The sequence below is a fragment of the Pseudomonas paraeruginosa genome (genome assembly GCF_003025345.2).
Lineage (GTDB): Bacteria > Pseudomonadota > Gammaproteobacteria > Pseudomonadales > Pseudomonadaceae > Pseudomonas > Pseudomonas paraeruginosa.
Window position 1 is genome coordinate 6,086,674 of the sequence record NZ_CP020560.1, and the last position, 13,332, is coordinate 6,100,005.

General features: G+C 64.4%; 13 protein-coding genes and 1 pseudogene. 1 reads left to right on the forward strand and 13 read right to left on the reverse strand.

Annotated features, from left to right (window positions below; genetic code table 11):
- Window positions 1–27: 27 nt before the first annotated feature.
- The 4 genes from B7D75_RS28795 to cfaB form a co-directional block, all read right to left on the reverse strand.
- The gene (locus B7D75_RS28795) at window positions 28–426 is read right to left on the reverse strand and encodes a DUF1850 domain-containing protein (RefSeq protein ID WP_033997694.1); all 399 of its coding nucleotides are present in this window, start codon (window positions 424–426) and stop codon (window positions 28–30) included.
- Entirely contained in the window at window positions 423–2,447 is a 2,025-nt protein-coding gene (locus B7D75_RS28800) for a TRAP transporter permease (protein ID WP_107114642.1), read from the reverse strand. The genes B7D75_RS28795 and B7D75_RS28800 overlap by 4 nt, the downstream gene beginning before the upstream one ends.
- Before the next feature lie 75 nt (window positions 2,448–2,522).
- On the reverse strand, window positions 2,523–3,482 hold the full coding sequence (locus B7D75_RS28805; RefSeq protein WP_003151593.1) for a TAXI family TRAP transporter solute-binding subunit: 960 nt from the start codon (window positions 3,480–3,482) through the stop codon (window positions 2,523–2,525).
- A 162-nt stretch (window positions 3,483–3,644) separates the two neighbouring features.
- The gene (gene cfaB / locus B7D75_RS28810; RefSeq protein WP_003151594.1) at window positions 3,645–4,829 is read right to left on the reverse strand and encodes a C17 cyclopropane fatty acid synthase CfaB; all 1,185 of its coding nucleotides are present in this window, start codon (window positions 4,827–4,829) and stop codon (window positions 3,645–3,647) included.
- A 238-nt stretch (window positions 4,830–5,067) separates the two neighbouring features.
- Here cfaB and B7D75_RS28815 point away from each other — a divergent pair, with 238 nt between their 5' ends.
- The gene (locus B7D75_RS28815; protein WP_003151596.1) at window positions 5,068–5,691 is read left to right on the forward strand and encodes an HAD-IB family phosphatase; all 624 of its coding nucleotides are present in this window, start codon (window positions 5,068–5,070) and stop codon (window positions 5,689–5,691) included.
- Between the two features lie 23 nt (window positions 5,692–5,714).
- Here B7D75_RS28815 and B7D75_RS28820 read toward each other — a convergent pair whose 3' ends face one another.
- From B7D75_RS28820 to B7D75_RS28860, 9 genes and pseudogenes are all read right to left on the reverse strand, one after another.
- The gene (locus B7D75_RS28820; protein WP_107114643.1) at window positions 5,715–6,290 is read right to left on the reverse strand and encodes an NUDIX hydrolase; all 576 of its coding nucleotides are present in this window, start codon (window positions 6,288–6,290) and stop codon (window positions 5,715–5,717) included.
- A 31-nt stretch (window positions 6,291–6,321) separates the two neighbouring features.
- The gene (locus tag B7D75_RS28825) at window positions 6,322–6,912 is read right to left on the reverse strand and encodes a phage tail protein (protein ID WP_071537057.1); all 591 of its coding nucleotides are present in this window, start codon (window positions 6,910–6,912) and stop codon (window positions 6,322–6,324) included.
- Window positions 6,913–6,942: 30 nt separating this feature from the next.
- Window positions 6,943–7,698: a hypothetical protein gene (locus B7D75_RS28830; RefSeq protein ID WP_107114644.1), complete on the reverse strand. Its 756-nt coding sequence runs from the start codon at window positions 7,696–7,698 to the stop codon at window positions 6,943–6,945.
- 64 nt (window positions 7,699–7,762) lie between these two features.
- On the reverse strand, window positions 7,763–8,431 hold the full coding sequence (locus tag B7D75_RS28835) for a hypothetical protein (protein WP_034080756.1): 669 nt from the start codon (window positions 8,429–8,431) through the stop codon (window positions 7,763–7,765).
- 142 nt (window positions 8,432–8,573) lie between these two features.
- Window positions 8,574–9,203 carry a response regulator gene (locus B7D75_RS28840; protein WP_034080757.1) on the reverse strand — a complete coding sequence of 210 codons (630 nt, stop codon included), beginning with the start codon at window positions 9,201–9,203 and terminating at the stop codon, window positions 8,574–8,576.
- Window positions 9,204–9,284: 81 nt separating this feature from the next.
- Window positions 9,285–9,977: a Crp/Fnr family transcriptional regulator gene (locus B7D75_RS28845; RefSeq protein ID WP_123809521.1), complete on the reverse strand. Its 693-nt coding sequence runs from the start codon at window positions 9,975–9,977 to the stop codon at window positions 9,285–9,287.
- Between the two features lie 224 nt (window positions 9,978–10,201).
- A complete protein-coding gene (gene glmS / locus B7D75_RS28850; protein WP_034080758.1) occupies window positions 10,202–12,037 on the reverse strand; it encodes a glutamine--fructose-6-phosphate transaminase (isomerizing) in 1,836 nt (611 codons plus the stop codon).
- A gap of 15 nt (window positions 12,038–12,052) precedes the next feature.
- Entirely contained in the window at window positions 12,053–12,826 is a 774-nt protein-coding gene (locus tag B7D75_RS28855; protein WP_003458389.1) for a DeoR/GlpR family DNA-binding transcription regulator, read from the reverse strand.
- 67 nt (window positions 12,827–12,893) lie between these two features.
- A pseudogene (locus tag B7D75_RS28860) lies at window positions 12,894–13,328 on the reverse strand (M23 family metallopeptidase); the annotation flags it as partial.
- Between the last annotated feature and the right edge of the window lie 4 nt (window positions 13,329–13,332).

Sequence of the window (13,332 nt, forward strand, 5' to 3'; positions counted from 1 at the left end):
GCAACCGGCAGGTTGTGCACAAAGGGTTCAGCCAGGCGCTCGCTTCGCCGGGCATGCCCAGAGTTCGACCGCCGGGCGCTCCGGAACCGGCGGCCCGATCCAGCGCGCCAGCGCATCGCAACGACCCTGCCGGCAGATCCGGTAGTCACCGGCTTCCGGCGCGCGACCCAGGCGCAGCGGCTGCAAAGGCGGCAGCTCGCGCCGGTAGTGCCAGGCGCCGTCACGCAGCACGGCGCCCTCGGGAATCTCCATCCCCGCCCCGCTGCCCCGCACCCGGGCCTCCTCGAGGAGCAGGCCGTCCGCGCTCAGGCGATAGTCCTCTTCCCAGAGCACCTTCTCCACCGTGTGCTGCCAGGCCAGGGTGAACGACTGCAGCGGCAGCGTCGCCCAGACACTGCCGGCCATGCCCAGGCACAGTGCGATCACGCCACCGCCTCGCCCGCGCGCTGGCGCCAGAGATGCCAGCCGATCACCAGCCCGCCGAGGACGAAGCCCAGTTCGTCGCTGATCGGCAAGGCCAGGACCAGGCTCGCCCCCGCGGCGAACGCCAGCAGGCGTTCCCACCAGGCCAGCGGACCCTGCAGGTAGCCAATGGAAGCCATCCCCCACAGACCGATGGCCAGCACCGCCTTGCAGGCGACGTAGAGCGTCGCCCCCCAACCGCCTTCCTGCAGCATCAACGCCGGGGAATAGACCGCCATGAACGGCACCACGAACCCCGCCAGGGCGATGCGCACCGCCCAGAAGCTGATCTTCAATCCCCTCTCCTTGGCGATCGGCGCCGCCGCGAAACAGGCCAGCGCCACCGGCGGGGTGAGGTCGGCGAGGATGCCGAAGTAGAAGACGAACATGTGCGAGACGATCAGCGGCACCCCCAGTTCCAGCAGCGCCGGCGCGGCAATGGAGCTGGTGATGATGTAGTTGGGGATGGTCGGGATGCCCATTCCCAGGACCAGGCAGGTGACCATGGTCAGGACCAGCGACAGCAGCAGGTTTTCCCGCCCCAGGTCGAGCACGTAGCTGGCGAAGGTGGTGGCGATGCCGGTCAGCGAGATCACCCCGATGATGACTCCCACCAGGGTGCAGGCGATGCCCACCGGGATCGCATGCCGCGCGCCCTCGGCGAGGGCGCGGACGCAGATGCGCAGGGTTTCCCGGCCCCCGCGGACGAACCAGCAGGCCAGGGCCAGGGCCGCTATCATGACGAAGATCACCCCGATGCCGAGGCGGAAGAAGCCGGCGCAGAGCAACCCCAGCGCGACCCAGAAGGCGATGCGCAGGCCGAGCGAGGACACCCGCAGGATGATCGCCGAACCGAGGATGACGATGGCGGTCAGCGCCAGGCCGATGGTTCCGGAGAACAGCGGCGTGCGTCCGGAGAACAGCAACGCGATCAGTACCAGCAACGGAATCAGCAGGAACCAGCGTTCGCGCACGGCGCCCCAGGCGCTCGGGCACTGCTCGCGCGGCAGGCCCTTGAGGTCGGCCCGGCGGGCCTCCAGGTGGACCATCCAGTACACCGAGCCGAAATACAGGAGCGCAGGGATCAGCGCCGCCTTGGCGATCTCCACGTAGGGCACGTTGATGGTCTCGGCCATGATGAACGCCACCGCCCCCATCACCGGCGGCATCAGCTGGCTGCCCATGCTCGCGGTCGCCTCGACGCCGCCGGCGAACGCCGGCTTGTAGCCGAAGCGTTTCATCAACGGGATGGTGAACTGTCCGGTGGTGACCACGTTGGCCACCCCGGAGCCGGTGATGGTGCCCATCAGCGCCGAGGAAAACACCGAGACCTTGGCCGGCCCGCCGACCCGATGGCCGAACAGGCCCATGGCGAAATCGGTGAACAGGCGAATCATCCCCGCCTGTTCGAGAAAGGCGCCGAACAGGATGAACAGGTAGATATAGGTGGCCGACACGTAGGTTGGCGTGCCGTAGAGCCCCTCGGTGCCGAAAGACAGCTGGTTGACGATCTGGTCGAAACCGTAGCCGCGATGGGCCAGGTCGCCCGGCAGGTGTTCGCCGAACAGACCGTAGGCCAGGAACAGCGCGCAGATGATCGGCAAGGCGATGCCCATCACCCGTCGCGCCGCCTCGAAGACCAGCACGATCAGCACCACGCCGACGACCATGTCGGCCTGGGTCAGCTCTCCGGAGCGCTGGATCAGGTCGGCCTCGAATACCCACTGGTAGATCGCCGTACCCAGTCCGGCCAAGCCCAGCAGCCAGGCCAGCGGCTGCCAGGGGCGCCGTACGCCGGCAAGCGGATAGCTCAGGTAGACCACCAGCAACAGCAGGCCGACGTGCATCGCCCGCAGGACCTGGGTCGAAATCAGGGGAAAGGCCGCGGTGACGACCTGGAACACGGAAAAGGCCAGGGCCACGGCGAACAGCGTGCGCGGCCAGCTTTCCGCCTCGTTGTGCAGCCCGTTCTGATGATCGCTCATGCTTCGACTCCCAACAGCCGGAAACGCGGGAACCCCGGCCCGCCCTGCGGACCGGGGACTACGATGGGCCGGGCGTCACTGCGGCAGGACGCCCTTTTCCTTGTAGAAGCGCTCGGCGCCGGGGTGCAGCGGTATCGGCAGGTTCTTCGCCGCCTTGTCCAGGGCGATGTCCTTGGCCGCGGCATGGGCGGTGACCAGCCGCGGCAGGTTGTCGAACATCAGCCTGGTCATCTGGTAGGCCAGCTCGTCGCTGACCCCGGCGTGGCTGACCAGGATGTTGTCGATGGCCACCGTCGGCACGTCCTGCTCCTGGCCGTCGTAGGTGCCGGCGGGAATGCTCGCGGCGTGATAGGCCGGACTGTCGATCTTCGCCACCACCTCCGCCGGAATCGCGACGAAGGTGATCGGCATGGTCGAGGCAAGGTCGCGGATGGCGGCCATGCCCAGGCCGGAGGATTGCAGGGTGGCGTCGAGCTGGCGGTTCTTGATCAGCTCCACCGATTCGGCGTACGGGAGGTATTCCACCTTGCCCATGTCCTCGTAGCTCAGACCGGCGGCCTTGAAGATCGCCCGGGCGTTCAGCTCGGTGCCGCTCTTGGGTGCGCCCACCGAGATGCGCTTGCCTTTCAGGTCGGCCAGGGTCTTGATCCCCGAGGCCTGGCTGGCGACCACCTGGATATAGTTAGGGTAGGTATTGCCGATCGCCCGCAGCTTCTTCAGCGGCGCCTTGAAGCCGGCGTCGGCCACCCCGTTCCAGGCGTCGGCGACCGAATCGCCCAGCGCCAGCGCCAGCTCGCCGCGACCTGCCTGCAACAGGTTGAGGTTCTCGACCGAGGCCTTGGTGGCCTGCACCGAAGTCTTGGCGCCCGGGATGTCGTGCCCGTAGATCTGCGAGAGGCCGACCCCGATGGGGTAGTAGACCCCGCTGGTGCCGCCGGTGAGGATATTGATGAAGGTCGGCGCGGCGAAGACCGCAGTGCTGAAGGTTACCGTTGCGGCGAGCGTGAAAAGACCGAGGCGTCTGCTCAGCGACATGGGAAGTCTCCTGTTCTTATCGTTGTTGTCGCGCCGCCGCGGAAGCGTCCCGGCTTCCCTCGACCGCGCAGGACTCCGTGCAGACTAGACCGCGCCGCCGCGCAGGACAATCCGCATGCACCGAATGCGCGACCGGCTCCTCAAGGGAGCCGGTCGTCGCCATCAGGCATAGAGGTCGCGCCGCGACCAGGGCAACTCGTGGGAGCCGTCCTCGTGGGGGCGGTTGGCGAGGATCTGGTGCAGGTTGATCCAGCCGCGCTTGAAACCATAGGCGCACCCGGCGAGGTACAACCGCCAGATCCGCAAGGTCTCTTCCGGCACCAGGCGGGCCGCCTCCTTCAGCTTCGCTTCCAGGTTGGCGCTCCAGAAGTCCAGAGTCCGCGCGTAATGCAGGCGCAGGCTCTCCACGTCGACCACTTCCAGGCCGGCTTCGCTCATCCGCGCCACCGCCAGCGACAGGTGTGGCAGCTCGCCGTGGGGGAAGACATAGCGGTCGATGAAATCGCCGGCGCCCTTGCCCACCGGACGCCCATCGGTATAGAGCGAGGTGATGCCATGGTTCATCACCAGGCCACCGGGGCGCACCGCGTCGTACAGTTGCTGGAAGTACAGGCCGAGGTTGGCGTGGCCGACGTGCTCGAACATGCCGACACTGACCACCTTGTCGAAGCGGCCATCGCGCGGCAGGTCGCGGTAGTCGAGCAGCTTCAGGGTGACCCGGTCTTCCAGGCCCTCGGCCCGGACCCGTTCCTGGCCCAGCGCCAGCTGTTCCTTGCTCAGGGTGATGCCGGTGACCTCGACGCCGAACTCGCGAGCGGCCAGGCGCGCCAGGCCGCCCCAGCCACAGCCGACATCCAGCAGCTTCTCGCCCGGTTGCAGGCGCAGCTTGCGACACAAGTGGCGAAGCTTGGCCAGTTGCGCGGTGGCGAGGTCTTCCCGGCCGGTTTCGAAATAGGCGCAGGAATAGACCATTTCCGGATCCAGCCAGAGCCGGTAGAAGTCGTTGGACAGGTCGTAGTGGTAATGGATGGCCTCGGCGTCGGTGGCCTTGTCATGACTCTCCCTGACCGGCGAGGCCTCGCCGTCGGGGTCGCCGAGCGCCTCGCTGAGGGCGTCGCCGATGCCGATCACCTGGCTGATCGGCCCCTCGATGTCGAGGCGCTTCTCGACGTAGGCCTTGCCCAGCGCGTCGAGGCTGGGGTGGGTGATCTCGGTGAGCAGCGTGGGGTCGCGGATGACCATGGTTACCTGTGGATCCGGCCCCAGATCGAACGCCTGAGCATCGCCGATGCGGATCCGCAACGGCAGTTGCAGGGACAGCAACTCAGAGGGGAGCTGTGCAATCATGCCAAACCTCCTGGTCACAAGACGGGAACACTATAGTCCAGTACCTTGATAGAGTTTTGCTATCGACTACTTAGCCTCCTATCTATCGATGCAAAACAGCCGGGCACTCATTTCAGGTTAGCAGCCAGGGTGCCTGTGAATAATTGACAGTTTTGATATACAAACTTTCCCTCGCTGTAATAACGGAAAGACGCAGGCCAGGATGCCTTGGCAAGAAAGCGACATAAGGAAACGCCTGATGAATGACACCGGCCCGCTGGAAACCCGCGAGGTACGCTTCCTCTCCGTATTCGACTTCGACGGGACGCTGACCTACCGCGACAGCTTCGTTCCATTCCTGCGCTTCGCCTTCGGCAACCGGGTGTTCGTCCGCCGCATGCTGCGCATGGCCGCGCCCAGCCTGGCCTATCTCTGTCGGCGGATCGGCCGCGACGACCTGAAGGCGCGCCTGATCGCCACCTTCCTCACCGACGTGCCGGTGCAGGTGCTGGAAGAACGGGCGCTGGCCTACCAGAACCGCTTCTGGGAAACACTGATGCGTCCCCACGCATTGACCGCGGTGGCCGACCAGGTCAGCAGCGGCAGCACCGTGACCATCTGTTCCGCCTCGCCTTCGCTGGTGCTCAGGCCTTTCGCCGAAAAGCTCGGCGTGCACCTGATAGCCACCGAGCTGGAGGTGGTGGACGGCGTACTGACCGGCAGGATCGTCGGCCGCAACTGCCGGCGCGACGAGAAAGTCTGCCGACTGGAACGGCACTACGGTCCGCTGACCCAATACTCCCTGCGCGCCTGGGGCGATTCGCGCGGCGACACGGAATTGCTGGCGGCGGCGCTGGAACGCTTCTGGAAACCGTTTCGCTGAGTTGCGCCGCGATGCCGTGAGCGCTACAGGATCGAGGTTTTAAGATAATCGAGGATATCGAAATACCAGCCCAGGGCGGGGCTGTTCTTCCACGACAGGACGACCTTCCAGTTCGCTTCGTCATGGACGCTCCAGAGATACCCCGTCTCCAGTTCATTGTCCCGCGGAGCACTCGGGTAACGCATATGGATCTGCGCATAGCGGGTGATCGAGCCATGCTCGATATCAATCGAGGCATTCATGGCCGAAACGAGATTGGGGTCCTGGATGCGCGCGAGCAATCCCTCGATCTCCTTCTCTTCGATCCTGAAATAACCTGCACAGAAGTCCCTCCCGAAGGTTTTCTCCTGAACGGGAAGTCCCCTTACGTCCGCGGCCGTTTCCTCTAGAAACTCCCGCGCCGCCCCTGCCGCCACGGTCTCACTCTCCTCCCGGCGGCCACCCGGGAGCGCATAGTCGTTTCCTCCGTTCAGGTTCGCGCCGCCCTTGACGATCTTGCCCTTGCCCGTCTTCGCGTCGAAGAAGAAATATCCCTTGGCCAGCTTCCAGAACAGAAGGAAGCGTCCGCTGCTGGTGTAGACGACCGCATAGACTTGCATGTCCATTCTCCTTGTCCAGGGAGCCACTGGCTCACCTGAACCTGATGATGTAGTTCACCGCGATGTTCCTGGGCCGGGTCTCCACGGACGAGCGTGCGGGAGCATCCGGAACGGAGGTGGCCTGCGAAGTGAAGCTGGCTCCCGCCGCTTGTCCCTGCTGGGAAATCCCCGCGGGCTGAACGACCTGATACTGGTGGGCATGGCTCTGCAACGCATCGCATTGCAGGGAACCGACGACATTCGCGGTATTGCCGCCGGTGGGCGAGAGCCTGCTGGCCGCATCGGGATCCAGTCCGGCACCCGCGTCGAAGCCACGCAGGAATAGACCTCGATAGTCCGGGAGGCGGTAGCTGTCGACGCCCCCTTCGCTCTTCTTGCCGTACAGGTAGCCGATCACCGCGAACAACTCGGGAAAACCGCTGCTTGCCAGCCAGCGCCCGTCACACAGCATCCAACCCTGGCTTTCGAGATAGAGCAGCGGTGCGTCGGCCGACAGTTGCGCGGGCTTCGCCGAGCTCCCCGCGCAACTGCTGTTCGCCCAGGTGCCGTTGGCCGCTCCCGATACCGGGTTCACTTGCCCGGCGAACGGGCATACCGCGCCGATCGGAATGAAAGAAGACATGTCTGCCTCCTTGGGCAGGACTGGCGGAACTCACATCGTCCCGCTCGCCGTACCGGGGGTCTGATTGCAGGATTTGTCGGTGATGTAGGCCAGGAACGGAACGTAGAACTTGTCGTTGATCGCCTTGCCGTCGTCGTTGTCCAGGTCGTACATGCACTGCCCTATCGCAAGGGTGCCGGAGCGCGTCTGGCAACTGGCGATGTTCGCCTGGATCTGCAGCTTCAGGCGGGCCTGCTCATCGGTGAGGGCTTTCATCGAACAGTCTCCCGACCCGGGCAGGGGGTTCTTCAGCACGGTCCGGTAAAGCGGCGAGCTGCCGTTCCGGTTCGCCACGCAGATCCCCAGGCTGGCCGTCACCGCATTGCCGCTCCAGGCGCCCCGCACACTCTCGAAGGACTGTAGTACCGAGCGCCCCGATAGCGGGGCCACGGCCGACATGCACGCCATGAGCAGGACCGGATTGGAAGCTTCCGCCGTATGGTCGAGCTTCTCCGCCACCGTGGCGGCTATGGTGTCACCAGCGACATCGCCGATCTTGCCCGGCGCCCCGTGGCCAAGGATGCAGACCACTTCGCCCTCGGCGACCTTCACCGAGCCGTTGGGAGCGGCGACCAGTTGATGCCAGTCCAGGTAGTTGTCGGTCTGGTACTTCGCGTTGCAAAGCCCGACGGCATACTGGGTGACCCAGTCGGAGTTCGGCATCACGATGATCAGCCCGTGGGATACAGCGGGCGCGAGCAACAGCAGGCCACTCAGGAATAGAGCGGCGATTCCATGTCCTTTCATTGCCATTCTCCCATCTGCCCGAGGCGTGGGAACGAGCAGGCGCCCCACGCCTCGCGGACCATGCTCAGCTGAGCGACCAGGTGTTATCGGGTTGCAGGGTTGCCGTACGGTCGTAAACCGCAGGGTCGTATCGCACCTCGCTGGTTTGCGTGACGGTCTGGATATCCAGGACGGTACCCACCTGCTGGCCGATGCCGGCAGCCACCCAATAGCTGGGCGTCGGCGTGAACTGGTGCCTGAGATTGGTCCCGGCCTGCACCACGAAGGTCCCGCTACCGGACATGCCGATCCCGACGGAATAGCGATTGTTGGGCACATCGCTGCCATCATTGATCACCAGGGTGCCCGCCGGCGGCGCCTGGGTAGGGACGGACAGACCAGGGCCCGGGTCGAGGTTGAACAGCGTGGTGTTGGCACCCGCCGGATCGGCATCCATGGAGCCCGAGGCATAGAAATTCACCCCGGGAACCAAGGTACCGGTATCGCTCCAGACGAAGTTGTAGTCTATCTGCCAGCTGAAACGAATCCGGTCGCCCACCCGAATCTGGTAGGGACTGGCGAACCAGGCGACGGAAAAGATGCTTCGGTCCTGGTTCGGCATCTTCTGGTACACGTAGAAGACCCATGGTTGGGCGCTGTTGTTGACGACCGTAAGCGAGTAGTTGGTCCCGGCGGCGGCATTCGCGGACAACTTGCCTCTGGTTTTTTCTACGTAACTGATCTCCATAGTCATGGCGTTTTCCTCATCCAATCAAAGTAAGCCGTAGGCTGGTTCCTTGGCGCCTTTCGTTTGGCGCATGGAAGAGGCTAGAGAAAGACTCGCTATCGGAAGAACGGTAGAACGCCCCACGGGGATGTCCGAAAATCGACCTACGTCAGCGATCGATCACGCCTATCCGAATGGCATAACGGACGATATCGGCCACGCCGTGGGCCTGGATCTTCTTCATCATTCTTTCCTTGTAGGTATCCACCGTCCTCGGGCTTATATCCAATGCCTTGGCGACTTCCTTGGCGCTTTTTCCACAGGCGATAAGCCGTATGACTTCGCGTTCCCTGGAAGAAAGCGTGATATTCCTGACGCCCTTTCGTCCCAACTCGCGGAACTGTCCACGCAATTCAGGCGAAATGAAGGTTCCTCCGGTCACCACGGTATGGAGCGCCGCGACAAGGGCGTCGAAGGGAGCCTTTTTCAAGACATAGGCGGACGCACCGGCCTCGACCGTACTCACCGCCACCAACGGGTCCTCGCAGGAAGTCAGGATGACGATGCAGGTTTCTATTTCCATACGCGAGATACGCTGCGCTATTTCGATACCACTCAGGCGCGGCAGCGCAACTTCCAATATCGCGATATCCGGCTTGAGGGTCTCGATCAGAAACAACGCTTGCTCGCCATCATCGGCCTGCGCCAGCGTCATTATTTCCTTGTCCGTATTCAACAAGGCAGCCAGCCCCTGACGAAACATCTGGTGCTTGTCGGCAATGATCGTTCTGATTGGCATGGCCGCATCGTCCGTTGACAGGAAAACTCGTTTTCCATTCCATGGAAAAGCTTAGAAGCCCCGGACACCGTGTGTTGTTACCTAGGTAACAGGGCGTCGGCCGGTGTCGTCGCAGAGCATCAGCAGGCGCTCGCCATCCACGGCGATGATCCGACCGCCTCGCATTTCGATTACGCCCAACCTCTGGAACCGGCGAAGCATCTGGTTCATCTTGGTTCGACTGGCGTTGGCCATGCTCGCCAGGACACCCTGCGACAGATACGGCAAGGGAACCCTCTGCGCACTCAAGCGGCAGAGCAGGCGAGCCAGCCTGGTATCGAGGGTGTGCAGGGAAAGATCCTCCACGCGCTCCAGCAGCAACTGTACCCGCTGTGCCATACGAGCGTTCAGCGAGCCCCACAAGTCGTTGAGAATCGCCTCGGAAATTGCAACGGAGACGAACCTCAACACGCGGACATGGGTAATGGCCAGGCAATCGCTCTCGTGATACCCGACGCCGAGCAGGACATGTTCAGCCAGGACATCGCCCCGCGAATGCAGGGAGAGGGAAAACTCCTTGGCCCCACGGTCCAGCGCCAGGCGCACCCAGCCATCGCAGACGAGAAAAAGAGTTCCGCTCCTGTCGCCTCGCCGGAACAGGGCTTCGCCGGTCCGATAGACCCGCACGCTCGCCATGCGGGCCAGTGCCAGCTGTGCCTGGCTATCGAGCTTATGGAACAAGGAACAATCGACGATCGCCTGCAAGCGCTCCTCCGGCAGCATCCCGGTGTTCACGCCGATCCGTCGAAATCTGGCGGCTCTCCCAACATATCCCTCCCTGCCCTTGGTTCGGCCCCGCAGCCGACGACGGAAAGCATTGGCTTTCCGAAGCCCGAAGGACGAGAAAAAGGTCACGTTATACAGCAGAGAGGAAAACGCCGGGACAAGCGCCGGCCTGGCCCTGCGAGGCAGCCAGGCAGGGCTCTCCGGCGCACTCGGCCGGCTGCGCCGGGAGGCGCTTACTCGACGGTGACCGACTTGGCCAGGTTGCGCGGCTGGTCGACGTCGGTGCCCTTGAGCACGGCGACGTGATACGACAGCAGTTGCAGCGGAATGGTGTAGAGGATCGGCGAGAGCACGTCGCCGATGTGCGGCATGCCCACCACGTGGGTGCCCTCGCCGGCCTCGATGCCCGCGCCTTCGTCGGCGAAGACCACCAGTTCGCCGCCGCGGGCGCGGACTTCCTGGAGGTTCGACTTGAGCTTCTCCACCAACTCGTTGTTCGGCGCCACGGTGACCACCGGCATGTCGCTGTCCACCAGCGCCAGCGGGCCATGCTTGAGCTCGCCGGCCGGGTAGGCTTCGGCATGGATATAGGAAATTTCCTTGAGCTTCAGCGCGCCTTCCAGGGCCACCGGGAACTGCGCCCCACGGCCGAGGAACAGGGTATGGTGCTTCTCGGCGAACAGCTCGGAAACCTTCTCCACCGTACGGTTCATCGCCAGCGCCTCGCCCAGCCGGGTCGGCAGGCGACGCAGCTCGTCCACCAGCTCGGCTTCGACGCCCTCGGCCAGGCGCTTCTGCACCTGGCCGATGCCCAGGGTTAGCAGCAGCAGGGCGACCAACTGGGTGGTGAAGGCCTTGGTCGAGGCCACGCCGATTTCCGGGCCGGCCTGGGTCAGCAGGGTCAGGTCGGATTCGCGCACCAGCGAACTGGTGGCGACGTTGCAGATCGCCACGCTGGAGAGGAAGCCCAGTTCCTTGGCGTTGCGCAGGGCGGCCAGGGTGTCGGCGGTCTCGCCGGACTGGGAGATGGTGACGAACAGGCAATCCGGCTGCACCGCGACCTTGCGGTAGCGGAACTCGCTGGCGACTTCCACCTGGCAGGGAATCCCGGTCAGGCTTTCCAGCCAGTAACGGGCGACCATGCCGGCATGGTAGCTGGTGCCGCAGGCGACGATCTGCACGTTGCGGACCTTGGCGAACAGCTCCGCCGCCTGCGGGCCGAAGCTTTCCACCAGTACCTGGTTCTGCCCGAGGCGGCCTTCCAGGGTGCGCTGCACGACGCTGGGCTGCTCGTGGATTTCCTTGAGCATGAAGTGCCGATACTCGCCCTTGTCGGCGGCTTCGGCGCCTTCGTGGTACTGCACGGTCTCGCGCTGCACGTCGTTGCCCTGGACATCCCACAGGCGCACGCTGTCGCGGCGGATCTCGGCGATATCGCCTTCCTCCAGGTAGATGAAGCGGTCGGTCACCTGGCGCAGCGCCAACTGGTCGGAAGCGAGGAAGTTCTCGCCAAGCCCGAGGCCGATCACCAGCGGGCTGCCGCTGCGGGCGGCGACGATGCGGTCCGGCTGCGCCGCGCTGATCACTGCCAGGCCATAGGCCCCGTGCAATTCCTTGACCGCTTCCTTCAGCGCCAGGGTCAGGTCGCCGATGGACTGCAGCTTGTGGTGCAACAGGTGGACGATGACCTCGGTGTCGGTCTGCGAGGTGAACACGTAGCCCAGGCCCTTGAGCCGCTCACGGAGAGGTTCGTGGTTCTCGATGATGCCGTTGTGCACCACCGCCAGTTCGTCGCTGGAGAAATGCGGGTGGGCGTTGCCTTCGGTTGGCGCGCCATGGGTCGCCCAGCGGGTATGGGCGATGCCCAGGCGGCCGAGCAGCGGCGTACCGGCCAGGCCTTCCTCCAGGCTGGCGACCTTGCCGACCCGGCGGCAGCGCTGCAGCCGGCCTTCGTTGTCGAAGACCGCTACGCCGGCGCTGTCGTAGCCGCGATACTCGAGGCGCTTGAGGCCCTCGATGAGGATGGGGGTGATGTTACGCTCGGCGATCGCGCCTACGATTCCACACATGGGGTCTTTCTCCTTTCAGGCCTCGACCGGGGCGCAGATCAGCGTGACGCCCCGGGCGGTTATCTGTTCGCGCGCGGAAGGTTCCAGGCGCTCGTCGGTAATCAGGGTATGGATGCTGCTCCAGGGCAGTTCCTGGTTGGGAATGCGCCGGCCGACCTTGTCGGCCTCTGCCATCACGATCACCTCGCGGGCGACCTCGGCCATCACCCGGCTCAGGCCCAGCAGTTCGTTGAACGTGGTCGTCCCGCGTTCGAGATCGATGCCGTCGGCGCCGATGAACAACTGGTCGAAGTCATAGGAGCGCAGCACCTGCTCGGCGACCTGGCCCTGGAACGACTCGGAATGCGGGTCCCAGGTGCCGCCGGTCATCAGCAGCACCGGCTCGTGCTCCAGCTCGCGCAGGGCGTTGACCACGTTCAGCGAGTTGGTCATCACCACCAGGCCCGGCTTGTGCCCGAGTTCGGGGATCATCGCCGCGGTGGTGCTGCCACTGTCGATGATGATCCGCGCATGCTCGCGGATGCGCGCCGCGGCGGCGCGACCGATAGCCTGCTTGTAGGGCGAGACGGGCTGCGCAGCTTCACCGATCAGTTCCTGCGGCATCGGCACCGCACCGCCGTAGCGACGCAACAGCAGGCCGTGGCTTTCCATGGCGGCGAGGTCCTTGCGGATGGTCACTTCCGAGGTGGAAAAGCGCTTGGCGAGTGCGTCCACACTGACCTCGCCCTGCTCGGAAAGCAGCGCGAGGATGGCATGGCGACGTTGCGGCGTATTACGTTTCGAGATCACTTAAGTTTCGTTTCGAAAGAAAAGTATGCGAATCAAAACTTATCTGCCGATTCCCGTCAATGACTTTTCATCGGCTCGGCAACACCGCTTGGGATCGAGGTAGAACAGCCTCTTCCAACCCTGGGTGCTGGCGTCGGTCAGGCAGGGATAGGGCAGCAAGGTGATGATCGCGTAGTGCAGGTGGGCCGGCTTGCCGCGCGCGTTGCCGGTAGTGCCGACCGTACCCAGGCGGGAACCGGCGAGGACCGGCTGGCCCGGTTAGACGCCGAGGCTATCGAGATAGGCGTAGTAATGCAGGCGCCAGCTGGCGGAAGGTACTGGGTGCCGCTGCGGGCGAAGATGTCGATGCCCTTGTGCACTCCGGAGCGGCCTCTGGGCTCGAACCAGAGGGTTCGTGGATTCCAGTCGCGGGCACGGGCGCCTCCGACGGGTATCCACAGCCATTCGGGCAGCACCGCCCAGGCTATGAGCAGTGCCAGCACGATCGTTTCGCAGGCTTCGGCGTC

What these genes read in the sequence shown, in the direction of transcription:
- B7D75_RS28815 (WP_003151596.1), top strand. Translation starts at nt 5,068, where the DNA reads ATGAATGACACCGGCCCGCTGGAAACCCGCGAGGTACGCTTCCTCTCC.
- B7D75_RS28800 (WP_107114642.1), bottom strand. Translation starts at nt 2,447, where the DNA reads ATGAGCGATCATCAGAACGGGCTGCACAACGAGGCGGAAAGCTGGCCG.
- B7D75_RS28805 (WP_003151593.1), bottom strand. Translation starts at nt 3,482, where the DNA reads ATGTCGCTGAGCAGACGCCTCGGTCTTTTCACGCTCGCCGCAACGGTA.
- B7D75_RS28835 (WP_034080756.1), bottom strand. Translation starts at nt 8,431, where the DNA reads ATGACTATGGAGATCAGTTACGTAGAAAAAACCAGAGGCAAGTTGTCC.
- B7D75_RS28830 (WP_107114644.1), bottom strand. Translation starts at nt 7,698, where the DNA reads ATGAAAGGACATGGAATCGCCGCTCTATTCCTGAGTGGCCTGCTGTTG.
- B7D75_RS28820 (WP_107114643.1), bottom strand. Translation starts at nt 6,290, where the DNA reads ATGCAAGTCTATGCGGTCGTCTACACCAGCAGCGGACGCTTCCTTCTG.
- B7D75_RS28825 (WP_071537057.1), bottom strand. Translation starts at nt 6,912, where the DNA reads ATGTCTTCTTTCATTCCGATCGGCGCGGTATGCCCGTTCGCCGGGCAA.
- glmS (WP_034080758.1), bottom strand. Translation starts at nt 12,037, where the DNA reads ATGTGTGGAATCGTAGGCGCGATCGCCGAGCGTAACATCACCCCCATC.
- cfaB (WP_003151594.1), bottom strand. Translation starts at nt 4,829, where the DNA reads ATGATTGCACAGCTCCCCTCTGAGTTGCTGTCCCTGCAACTGCCGTTG.
- B7D75_RS28840 (WP_034080757.1), bottom strand. Translation starts at nt 9,203, where the DNA reads ATGCCAATCAGAACGATCATTGCCGACAAGCACCAGATGTTTCGTCAG.